This window comes from Nisaea sp. (assembly GCF_965216895.1).
Lineage (GTDB): Bacteria > Pseudomonadota > Alphaproteobacteria > Thalassobaculales > Thalassobaculaceae > Nisaea.
This window is the reverse complement of the sequence record NZ_OZ244205.1, coordinates 1,986,989-2,006,164: the sequence shown is the minus strand read 5'-3', so window position 1 is coordinate 2,006,164 and position 19,176 is coordinate 1,986,989. Positions and strand designations below refer to the sequence as shown.

19 protein-coding genes are annotated in these 19,176 nt (G+C 63.2%); 9 read left to right on the top strand and 10 right to left on the bottom strand.

Going from position 1 to position 19,176, the window contains the following annotated elements; genetic code table 11:
• Positions 1-8: 8 nt before the first annotated feature.
• The 5 genes from ACOOE1_RS09595 to phnD form a co-directional block, all read right to left on the bottom strand.
• Positions 9-1,649 (bottom strand): Na/Pi cotransporter family protein, encoded by a 1,641-nt coding sequence (locus ACOOE1_RS09595; protein ID WP_420406129.1) that lies wholly within the window; start codon positions 1,647-1,649, stop codon positions 9-11.
• 30 nt (positions 1,650-1,679) lie between these two features.
• The gene (phnE, locus tag ACOOE1_RS09590) at positions 1,680-2,492 is read right to left on the bottom strand and encodes a phosphonate ABC transporter, permease protein PhnE (RefSeq protein WP_420406128.1); all 813 of its coding nucleotides are present in this window, start codon (positions 2,490-2,492) and stop codon (positions 1,680-1,682) included.
• Positions 2,489-3,301, bottom strand: a complete 813-nt coding sequence (gene phnE / locus ACOOE1_RS09585) for a phosphonate ABC transporter, permease protein PhnE (protein ID WP_420406127.1) — start codon at positions 3,299-3,301, stop codon at positions 2,489-2,491. Before phnE (ACOOE1_RS09585) ends, phnE (ACOOE1_RS09590) begins: the two co-directional genes overlap by 4 nt.
• Positions 3,298-4,146, bottom strand: a complete 849-nt coding sequence (gene phnC / locus ACOOE1_RS09580; RefSeq protein ID WP_420406126.1) for a phosphonate ABC transporter ATP-binding protein — start codon at positions 4,144-4,146, stop codon at positions 3,298-3,300. Before phnC ends, phnE (ACOOE1_RS09585) begins: the two co-directional genes overlap by 4 nt.
• Before the next feature lie 67 nt (positions 4,147-4,213).
• Positions 4,214-5,173, bottom strand: coding sequence for a phosphate/phosphite/phosphonate ABC transporter substrate-binding protein (gene phnD, locus ACOOE1_RS09575; protein WP_420406125.1), 960 nt, complete (start codon positions 5,171-5,173; stop codon positions 4,214-4,216).
• A 353-nt stretch (positions 5,174-5,526) separates the two neighbouring features.
• Between phnD and ACOOE1_RS09570 the strand changes: the two genes are divergently transcribed.
• On the top strand, positions 5,527-5,997 hold the full coding sequence (locus ACOOE1_RS09570; RefSeq protein WP_420406124.1) for a PAS domain-containing protein: 471 nt from the start codon (positions 5,527-5,529) through the stop codon (positions 5,995-5,997).
• A gap of 48 nt (positions 5,998-6,045) precedes the next feature.
• Here the strand turns inward: ACOOE1_RS09570 and ACOOE1_RS09565 are convergent, their stop codons facing one another.
• Positions 6,046-6,528: a MarR family winged helix-turn-helix transcriptional regulator gene (locus tag ACOOE1_RS09565; protein ID WP_420406123.1), complete on the bottom strand. Its 483-nt coding sequence runs from the start codon at positions 6,526-6,528 to the stop codon at positions 6,046-6,048.
• Positions 6,529-6,607: 79 nt separating this feature from the next.
• Here ACOOE1_RS09565 and ectA point away from each other — a divergent pair, with 79 nt between their 5' ends.
• The 6 genes from ectA to ACOOE1_RS09535 all read left to right on the top strand — a co-directional run bounded on the left by ectA (position 6,608) and on the right by ACOOE1_RS09535 (position 12,286).
• The gene (ectA, locus tag ACOOE1_RS09560) at positions 6,608-7,369 is read left to right on the top strand and encodes a diaminobutyrate acetyltransferase (RefSeq protein ID WP_420406122.1); all 762 of its coding nucleotides are present in this window, start codon (positions 6,608-6,610) and stop codon (positions 7,367-7,369) included.
• A gap of 66 nt (positions 7,370-7,435) precedes the next feature.
• The gene (gene ectB, locus ACOOE1_RS09555) at positions 7,436-8,710 is read left to right on the top strand and encodes a diaminobutyrate--2-oxoglutarate transaminase (protein ID WP_420406121.1); all 1,275 of its coding nucleotides are present in this window, start codon (positions 7,436-7,438) and stop codon (positions 8,708-8,710) included.
• A 44-nt stretch (positions 8,711-8,754) separates the two neighbouring features.
• The gene (locus tag ACOOE1_RS09550; protein WP_420406120.1) at positions 8,755-9,153 is read left to right on the top strand and encodes an ectoine synthase; all 399 of its coding nucleotides are present in this window, start codon (positions 8,755-8,757) and stop codon (positions 9,151-9,153) included.
• A gap of 44 nt (positions 9,154-9,197) precedes the next feature.
• Positions 9,198-10,652, top strand: coding sequence for an aspartate kinase (locus ACOOE1_RS09545; RefSeq protein WP_420406119.1), 1,455 nt, complete (start codon positions 9,198-9,200; stop codon positions 10,650-10,652).
• 88 nt (positions 10,653-10,740) lie between these two features.
• Positions 10,741-11,793, top strand: coding sequence for an ABC transporter ATP-binding protein (locus tag ACOOE1_RS09540; protein WP_420406118.1), 1,053 nt, complete (start codon positions 10,741-10,743; stop codon positions 11,791-11,793).
• A gap of 85 nt (positions 11,794-11,878) precedes the next feature.
• Positions 11,879-12,286 carry a RidA family protein gene (locus ACOOE1_RS09535; RefSeq protein ID WP_420406117.1) on the top strand — a complete coding sequence of 136 codons (408 nt, stop codon included), beginning with the start codon at positions 11,879-11,881 and terminating at the stop codon, positions 12,284-12,286.
• Positions 12,287-12,354: 68 nt separating this feature from the next.
• Here ACOOE1_RS09535 and ACOOE1_RS09530 read toward each other — a convergent pair whose 3' ends face one another.
• Genes ACOOE1_RS09530 through ACOOE1_RS09520 form a run of 3 tightly spaced genes read right to left on the bottom strand, consistent with a single transcriptional unit; the run spans position 12,355 to position 15,372 of the window.
• Positions 12,355-13,644: an ABC transporter substrate-binding protein gene (locus ACOOE1_RS09530; protein WP_420406116.1), complete on the bottom strand. Its 1,290-nt coding sequence runs from the start codon at positions 13,642-13,644 to the stop codon at positions 12,355-12,357.
• Between the two features lie 11 nt (positions 13,645-13,655).
• Complete coding sequence (locus ACOOE1_RS09525) at positions 13,656-14,498, bottom strand: carbohydrate ABC transporter permease (RefSeq protein ID WP_420406115.1); 843 nt, start codon at positions 14,496-14,498, stop codon at positions 13,656-13,658.
• The gene (locus ACOOE1_RS09520; RefSeq protein ID WP_420406114.1) at positions 14,488-15,372 is read right to left on the bottom strand and encodes a carbohydrate ABC transporter permease; all 885 of its coding nucleotides are present in this window, start codon (positions 15,370-15,372) and stop codon (positions 14,488-14,490) included. Before ACOOE1_RS09520 ends, ACOOE1_RS09525 begins: the two co-directional genes overlap by 11 nt.
• 264 nt (positions 15,373-15,636) lie before the next feature.
• Between ACOOE1_RS09520 and ACOOE1_RS09515 the strand changes: the two genes are divergently transcribed.
• Together ACOOE1_RS09515 and ACOOE1_RS09510 are read left to right on the top strand one after the other, a co-directional pair.
• On the top strand, positions 15,637-16,920 hold the full coding sequence (locus ACOOE1_RS09515; RefSeq protein WP_420406113.1) for an NAD(P)/FAD-dependent oxidoreductase: 1,284 nt from the start codon (positions 15,637-15,639) through the stop codon (positions 16,918-16,920).
• A gap of 55 nt (positions 16,921-16,975) precedes the next feature.
• Entirely contained in the window at positions 16,976-18,157 is a 1,182-nt protein-coding gene (locus ACOOE1_RS09510) for an acyl-CoA dehydrogenase family protein (RefSeq protein WP_420406112.1), read from the top strand.
• Between the two features lie 10 nt (positions 18,158-18,167).
• Here ACOOE1_RS09510 and ACOOE1_RS09505 read toward each other — a convergent pair whose 3' ends face one another.
• Positions 18,168-19,070, bottom strand: a complete 903-nt coding sequence (locus tag ACOOE1_RS09505) for an NAD(P)-dependent oxidoreductase (RefSeq protein ID WP_420406111.1) — start codon at positions 19,068-19,070, stop codon at positions 18,168-18,170.
• Positions 19,071-19,176: the final 106 nt, after the last annotated feature.

The window sequence follows — 19,176 nt, the reverse complement described above, 5'->3', positions numbered from 1 at the left end:
CGCGCGCCTCAAGCCTCGCGCAGTCGGCTTTCGGCAATCTGGCCCGCCGATTCGAGGATCGGGTAGGCGACCGAGGTGATGTGGCTGTTGATCCGCTTCAGGTCGCGCAGCACGTCGAGATGCAGCGAGGAACTGCCGAGTGACTCCGCCTTGCCGTCGCGGATGCGGGCATAGTGCGCTTCCGAGTATTTCAGTTCGAGTTCGCGGATATGCACCTTCTGCTCCATCAGGCGCCGGGCAAGCCTCTGGTCCCCGGTCATGAAGATGCTCAGCGCAAGCTTCAGGTTCGCCAGCACCTCGGCATGGAAGGTTTCCAGTTCCGCGAGCCCGTCGCTTGAGAAAACCGCCCCGTCCTTGAGTTTCTTGGCTGCGAGTTCCATCAGATTTTTGTCGATGATGTCGCCGATATGCTCGAGATTGGTGGTGAAGCTGAGAATCTCGATCACGCGCTGGCTCTCGGCCGGGTCCAGTTCCTGGCGCGACAGTTTCGTCAGGTAGAGCTTCACGGCCTCGTGCAGGGAATCGACCACGTCGTCCTCGCGTTCGATCTCCTTGATCTGCTCGGACGTGCCGCTGCGGAATACCTCCATCGAGCGGGTCAGCATCGACTGCACCGTGTCGCCCATGCGCAGGGTCTCCCGCGCGGCCGCCGAAAGCGCGACCGTCGGCGTATCGAGGCTTTCTTCCTCCAGGTGACGGGGAGCGAGCAGGTCTTCGGCTCCGGGCCGGTCCGGCAGAATGCGCGTCACGAAACTGGCGACTCCGCCGATCAACGGCAGGAATACCAGGGCGACGACAAGGTTGAAGCCGGTATGGATATTGGCGATCAGATGGGCGGAATCGACTGAAAAGTCGGAGAAGACCGGCACGATCCAGGGAACGAAGGAGAACAGCAGGAGCACGCCGGTTGTGCGCATCAGGAGATTGCCGACGGGAACGCGCCTGGCCGCGGGCTCTGCCCCCCAGTTCATGGCCACCGGCGTGATCGCACTGCCGATATTCGCACCCAGCACAAGCATGATCGCGACCTGAAGCTCGACGACATTGAGCGAGACCAGAGTCATGATCAGCACGACGACCGTCAGGCTTGAATGCGCCATCCAGGTCAGAAGGGCGGCGAAGATGATGGCGAGGATCGGTTCGCTTCGAAGCGGGGCCATCAGCATGGAAATGGTGGGGCCTTCCCGCAGAGGGACGGAGGCGAGCATCACCAGCTTGATGGCCAGCAGCATCAGGCCGAGACCGATGAACACGCGCGCAACGGCCCTGCGACGCGAATTCTCTGACGAGAGAAACGCGGTAACGCCGATAAAGATGAAGACCGGAGACATCCAGGCGACGTCGAATGCCAGGACCTGAACCACGACGGTACTGCCGACATCGGCTCCGAGCATGATGGCGAGGCCGGCGGTGACGCCGACCATCTTCCTGCTGCCGAAAGAACTCACGATCAGCGCTGTGGCCGTGCTGCTCTGCAGGATCGTCGTGACCCCGAGACCGGTCACGAAGGAACTCAGCCGGTTTCGCGTCGCGGATGCGATGCCGCGGCGGATGCTCGAGCCGAAGGCCCGGGTCACGCCGGTCCGCACCATGCGCACGCCCCAGAGGAGCAGTGCCACTCCCCCGAGTATGTTGATCAGAAGTTCCATGGCCTCATTCGCGACCGCTCAGGGCCGCCTCTAGATGATGGCGTGCCGCACCTTCGCTGACACCCACTCGCTCACGAGGACGGTGATCAGGATCAGGATGAAGATAATGGTCACCTGCGGCCAGGCCAGCACGTTCAGGGATTCCTGCAGGCGCAGCCCGAGACCGCCTGCTCCGACCAGCCCGAGCACGGTCGACTCGCGGATATTGATGTCCCAGCGGAATACCGTGATTCCGGCGAAGGCCGGCAGGATCTGCGGCACGACAGCGTAGTCCATGACCTGTGCCTTGCTCGCGCCGGTGGCCGAAACCGCCTCGACCTGGCCCGGATCGATCTCCTCGATCGCCTCATAGAGCAGCTTGGCGACGAATCCGATCGAGCGGAAGGCGATGGCGACGATGCCGGCCATCACGCCCGGGCCGATGATCGCGACCAGCAGAAGCGCCCAGATGAGAGAGTTGATCGAGCGGCTGGACACGATGATGAGCAGCGCAACCGGACGCACGAAACGAGTGCTCGGCGTCGTGTTCCGGGCTGCCATGAAAGCGACCGGAACGGCCATGAAGAGCGCCATCAGCGTGCCGAGCGTGGCGATCGCGATGGTATCCCAGAGCGGCTCCGCAAGGTTCGGCAGGTAGTCCCAGCGCGGCGGCACCATACGGGAGCCGATGTCCATCGCCTGCCGCGGCGCATCGGAAACGAAGGCCCAGATCGTGTTCTTGTTCATCACCTCCCAGCAGAAGACGAAGAACGCGATCAGCGCCAGCCAGCCGAGCCAGAGCGCGAGTTCCTGCCGCGTCGTCCGTTTCTGCCAGGACTTGTCGAATTGGATGCCGCGCATCATTGGAGCCACTTCCGGACATAGCCAGAGGAATATTCGGCCGCCATCACGATCAGGATGATCAGGATCAGGATCGCCGCCGCCGAATCGTATTCGTAGCGGTCCATCGCCGTGTTCAGCGTGGCGCCGATTCCGCCCGCGCCGACGATGCCGATCACGGCGGACTCACGGAAATTGATGTCGAGCCGGTAGAGGCTGAGCCCGATCAGGCGCGGCATGACCTGCGGCTGGATCGCGTAGTTGATGATCTGCCACCAACCGGCGCCGGTGGCCCGCACGGCCTCGGCCTGGCTCTCGTCGATATCCTCGATATCTTCGGCCAGCAGCTTGGCGAGGAAACCGATGGTGGCGAAGGAGAGGGTCATGAAACCGGCCAGCGGTCCGAAGCCGAACATCGCGACGAACAGGATGGCGACGATGATCTCCTGGAAGCTTCGCGAGAGGGCGATGATCGCCCGGCAGATCGCGTAGATTGGCAGGGGTGCAATATTGCGCGCGGCGCCGATGCCGATCGGAACCGAGATCAGGACGCCGACGATGGTCGAGGCGACGGTCATTGTCAGGCTCTCTTCCATACCGATGAGGATATCCTCCCATCTGCTGGTGAAGTCCGGCACAAGGAAACCTTCGACGAAGCGCAGTCCGCGGTCGAGGCCTTCCCAGACGCGCGTCCAGTTCACCTCGACCGACCCGACCGAGGCGACCAGATAGACGAGGGCGCCGAGATAGAGCGTCCAGCGCAGCCAGGCGCGCTTCACGAAGGGCGGGCGTGACCAGGTCCTCGGATAGGAGGTTGCGGCGCTCGCGGTCATGTCAGGCCGGCCATGCGCTCGCGGTCGAGTGCGGCGATATGGTCTTCCGTTTCGGCCTGATCGTCGCCGTCGCCATCCTCATCGACCTTGCGGATGGTCGCGGACCAGTCCTCTTCGCCGTAGATCCGGGTCAGCACGTTCGCATCGAGTTCGTCCGGACTGCCGTCGAACACGACCTTGCCGGCCTGCAGCCCGATGACCCGGCGCACGAACTGCTGCGCGAGGGCGACGTCGTGAATATTGATGATCGCCGGCAGTCCGCGCTCGTCGCAGATTTCGACGATCAGGCGCATGATTTGCCGCGAGGTCTTGGGATCGAGCGAGGCGGTGGGCTCGTCGATCAGCAGCAGGTCCGGGTCCTGTTCGAGCGCACGGGCGATGCCGACGCGCTGGCGCTGGCCGCCGGAAAGCGCATCCGCGCGCTTGTTCACATGCGCGCTGAGGCCGACACGGTCGAGCAACCGGTAGGCGTTCTCGATCGCTTCGGGCGGAAACTTGCGGAAGAAGCTGCGCCAGAAACCGACATAGCCGAGCCGCCCCGAGAGAACGTTCTCCATCACGGTCAGGCGCTCGACCAGGGCATATTCCTGAAAGATCATCCCGATCCGCCTGCGGGCTTGGCGCAGTCCGCCCCGGCTGAGCCCGGTGATCTCGAGATCGCCCAGGAAAATCCTCCCGGACGTGGGTTCCACCAGCCGGTTGACGCACCGGATCAGAGTGGATTTTCCGGCTCCCGACGGCCCGATCAGGCCGATGACCTGACCGGGTTCGACGGAAAGACTAACGTCGGTGAGCGCCCGATCGCCTGTCCCGTAGACTTTCGACAGACCTTCAAGTCGCAACATGCAGGCGCTCCTCAACTCTTTTTTTGGATCGCGTCGTGCGATCAACTCGCTTGGACGCTGGTTCGTCTTACTTGCAGGCGTAGGACACGCCGTTCGCGGCGTCGATCTTCCGGATCACGTCCCAGTATTCCTTGTAGGTGATCGGAATGAACTGTTCCTCGCCGGAGCGGGCGAACTCTTCCTTGAGGGCAGAGCCTTCCCAGTTGAAGCTGAAGAAGGCTTCCTTGATCTTCTCCTGCAGTTCGGGCTTCAGATTGTAGACATAGCCGAAGCCCGTGGTCGGGAAGGTCTGCGACTTGTAGATCGAGATGATCTGGCCTTCCTGGACCACATCGCGGGCGAGCATCCGGTGCCAGACCGAGTTGGCGATTGCGGCGGCCGGATAATCCTTGTTGGCGACGCCGAGAATCGAGTTGTCATGCTTGCCGGAGAAGACCGGCTCGAAATCCTTTTCCGGCACCATGCCGTAATCCGCCTTCAGGATCGCGGACGGCGCCTTGAAGCCGGAATTGGAGGTCTGCGAGGTGAAGGCCATCTTCTTGCCCTTGATATCCTCGACCTTCTCGATGCCGCTGCCCGGGTAGGTGATGATTTCCATGTTGTAGCCGAAGTCTCCGTCCTTCGACGCCATCATGGCGAAGGAGACGAACCCGGCGCAGTTCACGGCCAGCGGGTTCGAGCCGGTGTTGAAGCCGGCGACATGCAGACGGCCGGCGCGCATAGCCTCGATCTGGGCGGCATTCGACTGGACGGGGAAGAACTGGACCTTCTTGCCGGTGACCTTTTCCATGTGGCGCAGGAAGCCGTCCCAGACCTTCGCATAGACGGCCGGGTCTTCGACCGGCGTATAAGCGAAGATGATGGTGCTGGGATCGACCTGCTGCGAGGGATCGGTCGGCGTGTCCGCGACCAGGTCGCCATTCTTGTCCTGGAATCGTGCGTCGAGCGCATGGGACGCGCCCGGCCATCCCAAGGTAAGAATCCCGACAGCTGCCGCCGCGAAACCCATGATCCTGCGTCTGTTCATGATTGTACCTCCCTGCTTTTGAATTCCCGCGCTTTTATCGTGTTGCGGGTTTCGTGTGAAGATTTTTGCTTTCACTTGAAAGCGAACTTTTCGACAGATTGACCGGAATGTCGAGCGCTACCGAACAGAAGCGCAGGAATTCGCCCGGATGGGAATGCCGAACTTCACGCATTGCGAAGCCGGACGGCGCGACTCCGGCGCGTGTCCTCGTCCCGGCAGGGCGTTCCCGACGGGGCGCCGATTCTGTCGTGAACATGGACTGGCGGTTCGGGTAAGGGTAATTTTAATAAATTTGCGTTCGAATATTGGTGACTCAAGGCTCATTTGCGGCGGCGGACAAGGGGAGCGACAAGATGGGTGCATTGCATGTCTCCGCCGTCATTGACGACCCGGAGCTGCGTCGGCTGTACGATTACTGGGCGGAGAGACGGGGCGGACGACTCGCGCCTTCCCGCACGGATATCGATCCTGCCGAGCTTACCTGGATTCTTCCCCGTCTGATGCTTATCGATGTTGCGGATGACATTGGTGACTTCCGGGTTCGGCTCATGGGAACGGAAGTCGCGAAGGAATTCGGCGAGGATCGAACCGGGCAGAGGTTTGCTGAAATAGACGGTGTCGAGAACCTCGATCAGGTCTTCGCGATCTACGAGCAGGTGGCCCGAGACTGTGTGCCGCATTACGAAAGAGAGCGACCGGTATCAGAACTCCGGTCGTACCGCGGGTACTCGCGCCTGATGCTGCCGTTGTCGGACGGTGGCCCGGGGGCTTCGATGATCCTCGTTGGCCTCGCCTATTTCGGACGCCGGATCTCCGACGGCTGACGTTGGTTTTGGGGCGGTGGGGAATCGCCTGCCTGCCAGACGCGCCTGCTAGGCTTCCCGGTCGAGGGCGCCGATATCCAGCACCGGTGAGGCATCGATCTCTTCGGCGTCCAGCATCGCGGCGACCCGTTCGAGGCTGGCCATCAGCATCATCTGCTCCCAGTCGTCGAGTTTCTCAAAACGCCGGCTGAACAGTTCGTGAAGACTGTCGGGCGCATCGGCCAGTTTCTGCCGACCCGAATCACTGAGTGTGAGCCAGACCGTCCGCCGGTCGGTGTCGCCCCGCTTGCGGACGACGAGACCTTTGGTCTCGAGTTTCTGTACAAGGGAGGTTGTCGTCGCCTGGGTGATACCGAGCCGGCCCGCGATTCGGCCTGCCGTGCATTCGCCCTCGTCCTCCAGTGTCTGCAGCAACAGCAGCTGGGAGGCGGTGAGGCCGGACTGACGCGACAGTGTGCGGGCGCGATTCTCCGTCGCGCGCAGAATCCGGCGCAGGACGATCAGGGCGTGTTGTGAGCGCTTCTCCGTCATCGTGTTCAAACCGGTAGACGAGTTGGAGCGAGTCGCCAAGCGCGAAAAATCAAATTAGTTTTGTAAGCAAAGTAATTTGATGCCGATTTTCAGGCTATTTTTTGTCTATGAAAATTTCCTGCGCCGCCAGAGAGGCAGAAAAACCGATGATCCGTGGGAAAAATATTTTATTCTCAATGCCTGTTTTGAGCCGGGAGGGAGAAAAAATTCGAGCATCGCGGAACTGTCGTTGACTTTATTAGTTAGCCTAACTAAGTATCTTGCGGTTGTTGCAACGGGGGCACCTATGCGTATCGAGATATCTAAAGAAGTTGCCGCTGGCCCGGCTATGGCCGGTGGCGTCCGTTTCCGAAAACCGACCTCGGAAGACGGCGCGGCCGTGTGGCGCCTGATCGGCGACCTGGATGCGCTCGACGACAATTCGATGTATTGCAATCTGCTGCAGTGCACGCACTTTGCCGACACCTGCATCGTTGCCGAGCATGACGATGAAGTTGTCGGCTGGGTGTCGGCCTATCTGCCGCCGGCGAAGAAAGGCACTCTGTTCGTCTGGCAGGTCGCCGTCGCGCCGCAGATGCGCGGGCGCGGGCTCGCCAAGAAGATGCTTAAGTCCCTTCTCGACCGCGATGTCTGCGCGGAAGTCTCGCACATCGAGAGCACGATCACGCGCGATAACGATGCCTCCTGGGGGCTGTTTCGCTCGATCGCTTCGGAATTCGACGGGGACCTGAGCGAGCGGCCCCATTTCCGGCGCGACGCTCATTTCGACGGCGAACACGCGACCGAGTATCTCTGCCGAATCGGCCCGATCGAGACCGGGGACATGGCCACCGCCGCCTGATCCGACACGCCGTGCGTTTTCCAGAACCGATTTTCACTGCCAGACATGAAGTCGAAAGGACTCGTCATGACTGTTGACCTCTCCGTTTACGAGAACACCGAATCCAACGTGCGCAGCTATTGCCGCTCGTTCCCGACAACCTTTACCTCCGCCTCGGGCGCCGAAATCACCGATGCGGACGGCAAGACCTATATCGACTTTCTCGCCGGCTGTTCCTCGCTGAATTACGGCCATAACGACCCGGACATGAAACAGGCGCTGGTCGATTACATCGCCGGCGACGGCATCGCTCACGGGCTGGATTTCCATACCGAGGCGAAGGGCGCCTTCCTCCAGGCCTTCAGCGATTACATCCTGAAGCCGCGGGAGATGAACTATCGCGTCCAGTTCACGGGTCCGACCGGCGCCAACGCGGTCGAGGCGGCTCTCAAGCTGGCCCGCAAGGTGACCGGCCGCGACCGCATCATCGCCTTCACCAACGGATTCCACGGGGTGACTCTTGGTGCGCTCGCCTGCACCGGCAACGGCTATCACCGCAAGGGAGCGTCGCGTCCGCTCGAAGGTGTCGACCGGATGCCGTACGACCGCGCGCTCGGCGAGGATATCGACAGCGGGAAGGTGCTCGAGGAACTGCTGAACAACCCGTCCAGCGGGTATGAACCGCCGGCGGCCTTCATCCTGGAGACGGTGCAGGGCGAGGGCGGTCTCAACGAGGCCAGCGCCGAGTGGCTGCAGACCGTCGAGCGCGTCGCCCGCGAGCATGGCTCGCTGCTGATCGTCGACGACATTCAGGCCGGTTGCGGCCGGACCGGAACCTTCTTCTCCTTCGAGAAGCTGGGCATCTGTCCGGACATCGTGACGATGGCCAAGTCGCTTTCCGGCATGGGCCTGCCTTTCGCCATGACCCTGTTGCATCCGGATCTCGATATCTGGGGCCCGGCGGAACATAACGGCACCTTCCGGGGCAACAACCACGCTTTCGTGACCGCCCGCGTCGCTCTGGAGAAATTCTGGTCCGACAGCAGCTTCTCGCAGAAGGTCGAGGTCAAGGCCGAGTTCCTTGAGGAGCGTCTGACGGCGCTTGCGGCGAAGCACGGCGGTACGGTCAAGGGCCGCGGCATGTTCCGCGGGATCGATGTCGGCTCCGGCGAGCTTGCGGATGAAATCTGCGCCGAGTGCTTCAGCCGTGGCCTGATCATCGAGACCTCCGGCGCCCATGGCGAAGTGGTGAAGGTCCTGGCGCCGCTGACCATCGAGTTTGCCCAGTTCGAGCGCGGCCTGGACATCTTGGCGGAAGCCATGAAATCGGTTACGGCCAAGAACGGCGCTGCTGCGGCCTAAAGCCGCTCGCCGATCGACGAAACCTAGGATTACTGGATAGAAAGATGATTGTTCGCACGTATGACGATTGCCGCGATACCGAGCGGCATGTGGTGACCGAAGGCTGGGAAAGCGTCCGGATGCTTCTGAAGGACGACAAGATGGGCTTCAGCTTCCACATCACCACGATCTTCCCGAACTCGGAGCACGAGTTCGAATACAAGAACCATTTCGAGTCGGTCTATTGCGTCTCCGGCGGCGGCTCGATCACGGACATCGCCAAGGGCGAGACCCACGAAATCAAGGTCGGCACGATGTACGCGCTCGACCAGCACGACCGGCATATCCTGCGCGGTGGCCCCGAGGGCATGGTCGTGGCCTGCTGCTTCAATCCGCCGGTTTCCGGCCGCGAGGTGCACGACGAAGACGGCGCCTATGCCGCCGATGTGGATGACGCGGCCTGAAAAAGGCCGCTCGCCGCACACTCAGGAAGTCCATTGGAGTAACCATGCTTGAGCCAGTCTCGCCCCGTCACACGGTGGAGAAGATCGGCGGAACGTCGATCGCCAATACCGACGCCGTCCTGAAGAACGTGTTCCTCCGCGAGCATAGCGACGCGGATCCGTACAACCGGATCTTCGTGGTTTCGGCCTATGCGGGGATGACCGACAAGCTTCTGGAGCACAAGAAGTCCGGTGCTGCCGGCGTGTTCGCGCAATATGCCGGTGCCGAGTCGGACTGGGCCTGGGGCGATGCGCTGACGGAACTCGGCGATGACATGATCGCCAAGAATGCCGATGTGCTGGACGATCCGGCCTCGCGGCGGCTTGCCGACGGCTTCGTGCGCGACCGGATCGAGGGCGTGCGCACCTGTCTGCTCGACTTGCAGCGGCTTTGCACGCACGGCCAGTTCCGGCTCGACCGTCACCTGGAGACGGTGCGCGAGATGCTTGCCGGGCTCGGCGAGGCGCACAGTGCCTTCAACACCTCGCTTCTGCTCAAGGATAACGGCCTGAGTGCGGTCTTTGTCGATCTGACGGGATGGCGCGATGACAGCAATCCCAGCCTCGACGAACGGATCGCCGGCGCGCTCGAAGGGATCGATTTCTCCCGCGAGCTGCCGATCGTCACTGGCTACGCCCATTGTGCCGACGGCATGGTGCGCCGCTTCGACCGCGGCTACACCGAGGTTACCTTCTCTCGCCTCGCGGTTGTGACCGGGGCGCACGAGGCGGTGATTCACAAGGAGTTCCACCTTTCGAGCGCCGACCCGAAGATGGTCGGGGCGGACAAGGTGCGGACCATCGGCCAGACCAACTACGATGTCGCCGACCAGCTCTCCAACATGGGGATGGAAGCGGTGCATCCGAATGCGGCGAAGGGGCTGCGCCAGGCGGACATCCCGCTCCGGGTGCGGAACACCTTCGATCCTGCCGATCCGGGAACGATGTTCTACGGGAACTACGTGTCGGATACGCCGCGCGTCGAGATCGTCACCGGCCTGAAGGACGTGCATCTGCTGGAGTTCTTCGAGCAGGAAATGGTCGGCGTGAAGGGCTACGATACCGGGATCCTGGACGCGCTGAAGCGGCACAATGTCCGCATCATCACCAAGACCTCGAACGCGAACACCATCACCCACTATCTCGGCGGCTCGAAGAAGGCCGTGCAACGGGTGATCGCGGATCTGAGCGAGACCTTCCCGACGGCGGAAATCTCGACCCGGACGGTCTCCATCGTCTCGGCGATCGGCAGTGACATGGCGGTGCCCGGCCTGGAGGCGCGGGCGCTCACCGCGCTGGCGGAGGCTGGAATCGAACTGCTCGGCCTTCAGCGTCTTTCCCGCAAGGTCGACATGATGTTCGTGCTCGAGGAGGGCCGGTTCGAGGAGGCGATCAAGGTCCTTCACGGCGCGCTGGTCGAATCCACGACGAACGGGGCCGAGGAACAGAAAGCTGCCTGATCGGGTGGATTCGTCCGGTATGATTCCCGCTTTCATAACCCTGTAGTCTCAGCCGGGTAGAAAGATCGCTTCTTCAGAGGAGCGGTCGATGAGCGGGATCCGGTACCAGGACATTTCCAAGAATTTCGGCGAGGTCGAGGTGATCAGAAGCCTCGATCTCAGGATCGCGGAAGGCGAGTTCGTCGTCTATGTCGGCCCGTCGGGCTGCGGCAAGACCACGCTGCTGCGGATGTTGGCGGGCTTGGAGCCGGTCTCGGACGGCCGCATCTTCATCGGCGAACGCGATGTCACGGAACTGACGCCGAAGGAACGGAACATCTCCATGGTGTTCCAGAACTACGCGCTGTACCCGCACATGACGGTAGCCGAGAATATCGGCTTCGGCCTGCGCCTCAAGGGCGTGTCGCGCGCGGCGCGGGACGCCGCTGTACGCGAGACGGCGGAAATGCTTGGCCTTGGCGCTCTCCTGGAACGCAAGCCGCGCGCTCTCTCCGGCGGTCAGCGGCAGCGCGTCGCCATGGGCCGGGCGATCATCCGCCAGCCCGACGCCTTCCTGATGGACGAGCCGCTCTCCAATCTCGATGCCCAGCTGCGCAACCACATGCGCACCGAGATCAAGGCGCTGCAGTCCCGGCTTGGCACCACGATGATCTACGTCACCCATGACCAGGTCGAAGCCATGACCATGGCGGACCGGATCGTGGTGCTGAACGGTGGTGTGATCCAGCAGATCGGCACCCCGGACGAGCTTTATTCCCGCCCCGCCAACCGTTTTGTCGCCGGCTTCATTGGCGCTCCGGTGATGAATTTCCTGCCGGCCGAGAGCTTCAGCGGTGTCTTGCCGAAGGAAGGCGCCAGCGAAATCGGCGTCCGCCCGGACGATCTCAAGCTCTGCCGGAACGAGGGACCGCTGCCGGTCCAGTGGCGCGCCCGCGTCGTACAGGTCGAACCGCTTGGCGGCGAGGCGCTCGTGCATGTCGCCTTCGACGGCCGGCGCGCCTGCCTGAAACAACGCGGCGGTACCCGTCCCGCGCCGGGCGACGAGATTGAGATCGGCTTCATTCCAGGTGACGCGCATTTCTTCGCCGCCGACGGCTCGGCGCTGGCCACAAGCGGCGCGGCTTCGGTGGCGGCAAGCTAGTACTCGGGAAATCCAATGCATATATGACGGCGATATGCCTCAACAGCCATGCCGGCGTTGTGCTTTCCATCAGGACCTGTCAGCCATGTCCCCTGCAATCGCGCGTCTGAACCCGTCCACGCTGCCGAATGCCGCAGAACTCGGCTATTCACAGATATCCATCGTCGAGCCGGGACGGTTGGCCTTCGTCTCGGGGCAGGTGGCGACAAGGCCGGGCGGCGCGCCCGTGCCGGACGACGTGGCCGAGCAGATGAAACTGTCGGCGCGGAATGCACGGGCTGCTCTGGAGGCGGTCGGTGCGTGCTTCGCCGATGTCGTCATGGCGCGGATCTACATGGTCAATCTGACTCCCGACCGCCTCGAGGCTCTGATGCCGGAATTCCTTGCCGCCTTCGATGGCGTGCAGCCGAGCCTGACCGGTGTTGGCGTTGCGGCGCTCGCCACGCCTGAGCTGCAGGTCGAGATTGAACTGGCCGTCAGGCTGCCGGACTAGTTCAAGGAAGGAGAAAGGCCCCGCCGCTGCCGACGGGGCCTTGTTCTTGAAGCGATGGCGCCGCTTGCTTATTGCAGCGACAGCGCGGTCTGCTCGGCGTAGGGGGCAAGCACCTTGTCGGCATTCTCCTGCGCCCGGGCGGCAGCCTCGCGGTAGGTCAGCTCCGGGTCGGAGAGCAGGGCCTGCATCTCGTCCTCGACGGCCTTTCTGACAGCGACGGTGTTGTAGGTCGCGATCCACGGACCGGCATAGGCGAGTTGTTCGACAGCCCGAAGCGCGTCCGGATTCTCGGAGACGAACTTCTTCATTTCCGGCAGATCGTAGGCGGTCTTGCGCGGGGCGAAATAGCCGGTGAAGCGAGACCAATGGCCAATCTTCTCGGCCGAGGTCAGCCAGGAAATGAAGGACCAGGCGGCCGTCTTCTGCGCGTCGGTCGTGCCCTTGAAGGAAACCAGGGAGGCGCCGCCGATCGGAACCGAGTTGCGGATGTTGCGCGGCATGAAGGCGACGTCGTAGTCGAACTTCGCATTGTCGCGGACGAAGGAGAGCGCGCCGGTGGAAAGCACGATCATGGAGGCCTTGCCGGAGAAAAAGGCGGTGGAGACCTGCTTGCTGTCGGTCACGCCGGTCGGCATCGCCTTGTGCTGGTGCGCGAAGTCGCGCCAGAACTTGAGCGCGCCCTGCGTCGAGGCGTGGTCGTAGAAGATTTCGCCCGGATAGACGGTGTTGTAGAACTGACCGCCGTTGGCCATGGTCAGGGCCTGGACCAGCCAGCCGTTATAGTCGTAGTTCGACGGCATCATGATGCCCCAGCGCTCGCCGTCGGCCTTGGTCAGTTTCTTCGCCGCATCGACCCATTCGGCCCAGGTTTCAGGCGCCTTCGTGATGCCGGCTTCGGCGAAGTGTTCCTTGTTGTAGTAGAGGATCGGCGTCGAGTTCTGGAACGGGATCGAATACACCTTCCCCGCGAAATGCGCATTCGGACGCACTGCCGGCCAGAACTCTTCCATCATGGCGTCGAGATCGGCGTCGCCGGCAAGTTGTTCCATCGGAACGATGAGTTCGTTCATGGCCAGCTCGGTTGCGAAGTTGGCGCTCATCAGCACCACTGCCGGCGGCTTTCCGGCCTCGGCCGCAGCCTGCGACTTGACCTTGGTGTCATCGTAGCTACCGGTAAAGACACCGACGACCTCGACATCGCTCTGGGAGGAGTTGAACTCCTTCACCAGCTTCTGCATTTCCCGGGACAGCTTGCCCTGCACGGGGGCGGGGAACATGAACTCGATACGCTCGGCCGCAACGGCGGACGAGGCGATCAGACCGGCGCAGAGGGCGCCAACCGCAGACCTGAAGAACATTGCTAAGCTCCTTATTTCACGCCGGATGACATGAAACTGTTGACGAATTGCCGCTGGAACGCCGTGAAGGCGATGAAGAGCGGCGCCATGATGAAGAGCGTGCCGGCGGCGATCAGCCCCCAGTCGGACGCTCCCTCCGCGCCTTGCGCGAAGCTGACGAGGCCCACGGTCAAGACCATCTTGTCGGGATCGTTGATGACCATCAGGGGCCAGAGAAACTCGTTCCAGTGATAGACCACCGAAACGATGGAAAAGGCGGTGAGCCCGGGCAGCGAGAGCGGGATCAGAACGTGACGCAGTACCTGCCACCAGGACGCGCCGTCGATGATCGCGGCCTCCTCGAAATCCTTCGGAATGGTGCGGAAGGTCTGCCGCATCAGGAAGGTCCCGAAGGCCGAACCCCAGTAGGGCGCCATCACGCCGACGAGCGTGTCGTACAGCCCGAGATGCACCAGCGTGGTCAGGTTCGGCACGATCAAGACCGGCGGCGCCAGCATGAGCTGCAGCAGGAAGAGGTAGAACAGCGCCTCCTTGCCCGGGAAGGAGATGCGTGCGAACGCGTAGCCGGCGAGACTGATGGTGACGAGTTGCACGATCAGCGTGCCGGTCACGAGGATCGCCGAGTTCAGGAACCATAGCGGCCAGTCCCCGTCCTCGATGGCGTAGACGTAGCTCTGCAGCGTCGGCGCAAAATCAGGAAAAAGAGAGGCCATCCCGAGACCGCCGGCGCTGTCCGGCCGGAAGCTTGCCACCAGCATCCAGAGAAAGGGCGTCGACCAGAGGAAGACGACGGCGCACATAACGGCGGCGAGTAGCGCGCCGGGCGCGATCCATCGCCTCGGATCACGTCTCATAGTGCACCTTCCGTTCCATGGTGCGGAGCGACAGGAAAGAAAGCGCGAGCAGGGCTGCCAGCGTGACCACAGTCGCCGCCGTTGCCTTGCCGAGATCGTAGAATTCGTGAGCCTGTTGGTAGATGTAATAGAGCAGCAGGTTGGTTGCGTTGTTCGGCCCGCCCTGTGTCATGACGATGACATGGTCGATCTGGCTGACTGCACTGATCAGCGCGATGACGACGACGAAGGCAAATGTCGGCCCGAGCATCGGAATGATCACGAAATAGAGTCGCTGCAGCCAGTTTGCGCCCTCGATCTTCGCTGCCTCCTCGGCGTCCTTCGGCACGCCCTGCAAGCCCGCGAGGAAGAACAGCATGTAGTAGCCGGCATTCTTCCAGGTGGTGAGCGCCATCAGAGAGGCCAGCGCCAGGTCGGGATCGCCGAGCCAGTTGGTTGCCGAGAGGCCGAGCTTGGCGAGGTAGTAATCCAACAGTCCGATATCCGGCATGAAGACGAAGATGAAGATCGCCGACGCGCCGACCAGCGGGACCAGAGTGGGAAAGAACAGGGCGGAGCGCAGGATCGAGGAGAGGTTCGTGGTCTCGCGCAGGGCAAGGGCGAAGAGAAAGCCGAGCGCGATGCTCGGAATGACCGTGCCGGCGGCATAGAGCGCGTTGTTCCAGAGTGCGCCGAGGAAGTCGGCCTCGGTGAAGATCGTCAGGTAGTTGCCGGCTCCGACAAAGCTCCCGTCGTCTCCAGCCCGTTTCTTGTCGGTCAGCGAGGCGAGGAAGACCTGCAGCATCGGCCAATAGGTGAAGGCCGCCAGACACAGAAAGGCCGGCAGCAGCAGCAGGTAGGGCTGCGGCCGCAGGTTACGAAAGGCTCTTGGCACGGAATGCGTATCCACTGGTTCCCGGCGCTCCCCGGCGAAGAAAGCGGAACGGATATCAGGAGCGTTCGAATGTTCGTGTCACCGGGATGTGACGGTTTCGGGAATGATTGATGGCGAAACAACGATAAATACCTGTGTTCGTTCGAATATATTGTCTTTCAATTGCATTTCCGCCAGCGCATCAGACCCGTTTCCAGCGGCGCCTATACACCGTTCCGGCAAGCACCTACGATCCGCTGCAGATCCAGCGGGGGAGCGCAAATGATGGATGCGGCGGCAACGGACGCCTCCGGCAAGAAGCATGTCATTGTCGTCGGTGCCGGGATCGTCGGCGTCTCGACCGCGATCTGGCTGCAGCGGGATGGGCATGGCGTCACCCTGGTCGACCGGGAAGGGCCGGCGGGCGGTACGAGCTACGGCAATGCCGGTCTGCTCGCGTCCGGCTCGATCGTGCCGGTCACCGGACCTGGATTGATCGCCAAGGCGCCGAGAATGCTGTTCGATCCGGACCAGCCGCTCTTCCTGCGCTGGTCCTATCTGCCGAAGCTGCTGCCCTGGCTGGTGCGTTATCTCTCGCATGCCAATGCAGACGATGCGCGGCGGATCGCGGCGGCGCTGGTGCCGATCATCGGCGATTGCGTCAACGATCATCAGGCGCTTGCCGCCGGAACGGGGGCGGAGAGATACATCCATCCGTCCGACTATCTCGTCGCCTACGACAACCGGGCGCATTTCGAGGGGGACGCCTTCGCCTGGTCGGTCCGCAAGGCGCACGGCTTCCGTTTCGAGGAGCTGGATACCGAAGCGGTCCGCACGCGCGAGCCGATTTTCGCAGACCGTTTCGGCTATGGCGTCCGTTTTCTCGACCACGGCCGGATCTCCGATCCGGGGGGCTATGTGAAAGCGCTTGCGGCGCATTTCGAAGCCGCAGGCGGGAAGCTGGTGAAGGCGGATGTTTCGGAAATCACGCGCGAGAACGGCCGGGCGACCGGCGTGCGCGCCGGCGGCGAGACGATCCCCGGCGACGCTGTGGTGGTGGCGCTCGGCGCCTGGTCGGGACGTCTGCTCGGCGGTTTCGGTCTCGACATGCCGCTGGAAAGCGAGCGCGGCTATCATCTCGAGTTCTGGGAACCCTCGGCGATGCCGTCGACTCCGGTCGCGGTCGCGTCGGGAAAGTTCCTGCTGACGCCGATGGACGGTCGCCTCCGGGCCGCGGGCGTTGTCGAGTTCGGCGGGCTTGAGGCCGGGGCGTCCGAGGCGCCGCTGGAGCTGCTGCGGCGCTCCGTGCGCCAGGCGCTGCCGGATCTGACCTTCGCGGAAGAAACCGTCTGGATGGGTCATCGCCCCGCACCGACGGACTCGATCCCGGTGATCGGCGAAATCCCGTCGCTGAAAGGTGCCTGGCTCGGCTTCGGTCACCAGCATGTCGGGCTGACGGGCGGGCCGAAGACGGGGCGGATCCTGTCCCAGTTGATTTCCGGCAGGAAACCGAACCTCGATCTTGCGCCCTATGCGCCGGACCGGTTCGGGCGAAAACGCCGCACCTGACGGCCCCGGACTTGATAGAATGACGCGCCCGCCGAGGGCTGGGAGGACACAGGACATGGAATTCTCAACCCCACCGCATATCGCGGAGCTCGCAGAAAAGACACGGAACTTCATCCGGGAAAAGGTGATCCCGTTCGAGAAGGACCCGCGCTGGACCGAGCACGGACCGACCGAGGAACTCCGGCGCGAGTTGACCGATCTCGGCCGCGCCTCCGGCGTCTTCGCGCCGCATGCGCCGAAAGAATTCGGCGGGCTCGGCCTCGGTCATCTCGAGCGGGCCTTCGTCTTCGAGGAGGCGGGCTACTCGCTGCTCGGTCCGACCGCGCTGCATTGCGGGGCGCCGGACGAGGGCAACACGCATCTGCTTGAGGTCGCCGCCAGTCCGTCCCAGCGCGAGCAGTTCCTGGCGCCGCTGGCGAAGGGTGCGCGCTCCTGCTTCGCGATGACCGAGCCGGACGGCGCCGGCGCCGATCCGTCGCTGCTGGCGACGACGGCGAGGGTCGACGGCAACGGCTATGTCATCAATGGCCGGAAATGGTTCATCACCGGGGCCGAGGGTGCCGAATTCGTGATCATCATGGCGAAGATCGAGGGCGGGCCCGAGGATGGCAAGGCGACCATGTTCATCGTTCCGGGTGACCGCGCCGGCATCAAGCTGGTGCGCCAGATGGACACGCTGGATACCGCCTTCGCGGGCGGGCACTGGGAGATGGAGTTCGAGGATCTGAAGGTCGACCAGTCGGATATACTCGGAGAGGCTGGCGGCGGTTTCCGCCAGGCCCAGGTGCGGCTCGCGCCGGCCCGGCTGACCCACTGCATGCGCTGGCTCGGCGCTGCCCGCCGGGCGCATGACACCGCGCTCGCCTACGCCAACAGGCGCGTCGTGTTCGGCCAGCCGCTCGGCCGCCATGAGGGCGTCGGCTTCATGCTGGCGGACAACGAGATGGATATCCGCACCGCGCGGCTCTCCCTGATGCAGGCGGCCTGGCTGCTCGACCAGGGCGAGACCGCGGCCGAGGAAAGCTCCATGGCCAAGGTGCAGTGCTCGGAAGCGATCTGGCGCATCGTCGACAATGCGGTGCAGATCCTCGGCGGCATCGGTACCAGTTCCGACGCCCCGGTGGAGCGGATCTTCCGCGAGGTCCGCGGTTTCCGCATCTATGACGGCCCGTCGGAAGTGCACCGCTGGTCGCTCGCCCGCAAGGCTCTCAAGCGGGCGGCGGCCAGCGCGGGCTGAGCCCCGGGCACTACCCCTTGAGCTTCGGCGGCGTCAGGCCGCCGAGCTTGCACTGGGCATGAAGCAGCCCGGAGAAATCCTTCTCGCCCATGCCAAGGCCGGTGGTGGCGATGGTGAGGGACTCCTTCGCTGCCGCGCCCATCATCATCGGCAGCTTCTTGCCTTTCGCCGCCTCCATGATCAGCGAGAGGTCCTTCAGCGCGAGGTCGATCTTGAAGCCCGGCTCGATATCGCCCTTCAGCACCTTGTTCGGCCAGCCGAGAGTGAGCGAGCCGTTGGTCGCGGTGGTGCCGTTGACCACGGTCAGGGTCTGTTCCAGCTCGAGCCCGAGTGCGGTCGCCAGCGCGATCGCCTCGGCGCTGAGCTGATTCTGCGAGATGGCGAGGAAGTTGTTCACCAGCTTGGTGCGGATCCCGGTGCCCGGGCCGCCGCAATGGTGGATCACCGAGCCCATGCCCTCGAGCGAGGGCTTCACCCGGCCGAAATCATTGCTGCTGGCACCGACCATGAACAGCGACTCGCCGCGCTCGGCGAACTCGACGGTGCGACCGATCGGCGAGTCGACGAAGGCGATCCCGGCCTCGACCAGCTTCGTCGAGAGCTCGTCCGTGGTCTCCGGATCGATGGTGCTCATGTCCATGACGAGGGTACCGGCTTTCGCGTTCTCCAGCACGCCGCCCGGGCCGAGCACGACCTCGCGGACATGCTGCGAGGCCGGCAGCACGGTGATGACGATGTCGGCGGTCTTCGCGACCTCCGCGACGGATCCGGCGGCTTCCGCTCCCTTGGCCGTCAGCGCCGCAACGGCCTTCGGATTGATGTCGTAGACGATCATGTCCGCGCCGGAGGCTTTCAGATTGCGGGCAAGCGGCCCGCCCATGTCGCCGAGGCCGATGAATCCGATCTTTTCCATGTTTGTGAGCGTCCTTCCCTGGGTAAGTAGATTTTTCTTTCCGCAACCCTAGCGGCAATGCCCGCCCGGCGGGAAGGTGACCGCGCGGGGATGCAGTATGGCGCCG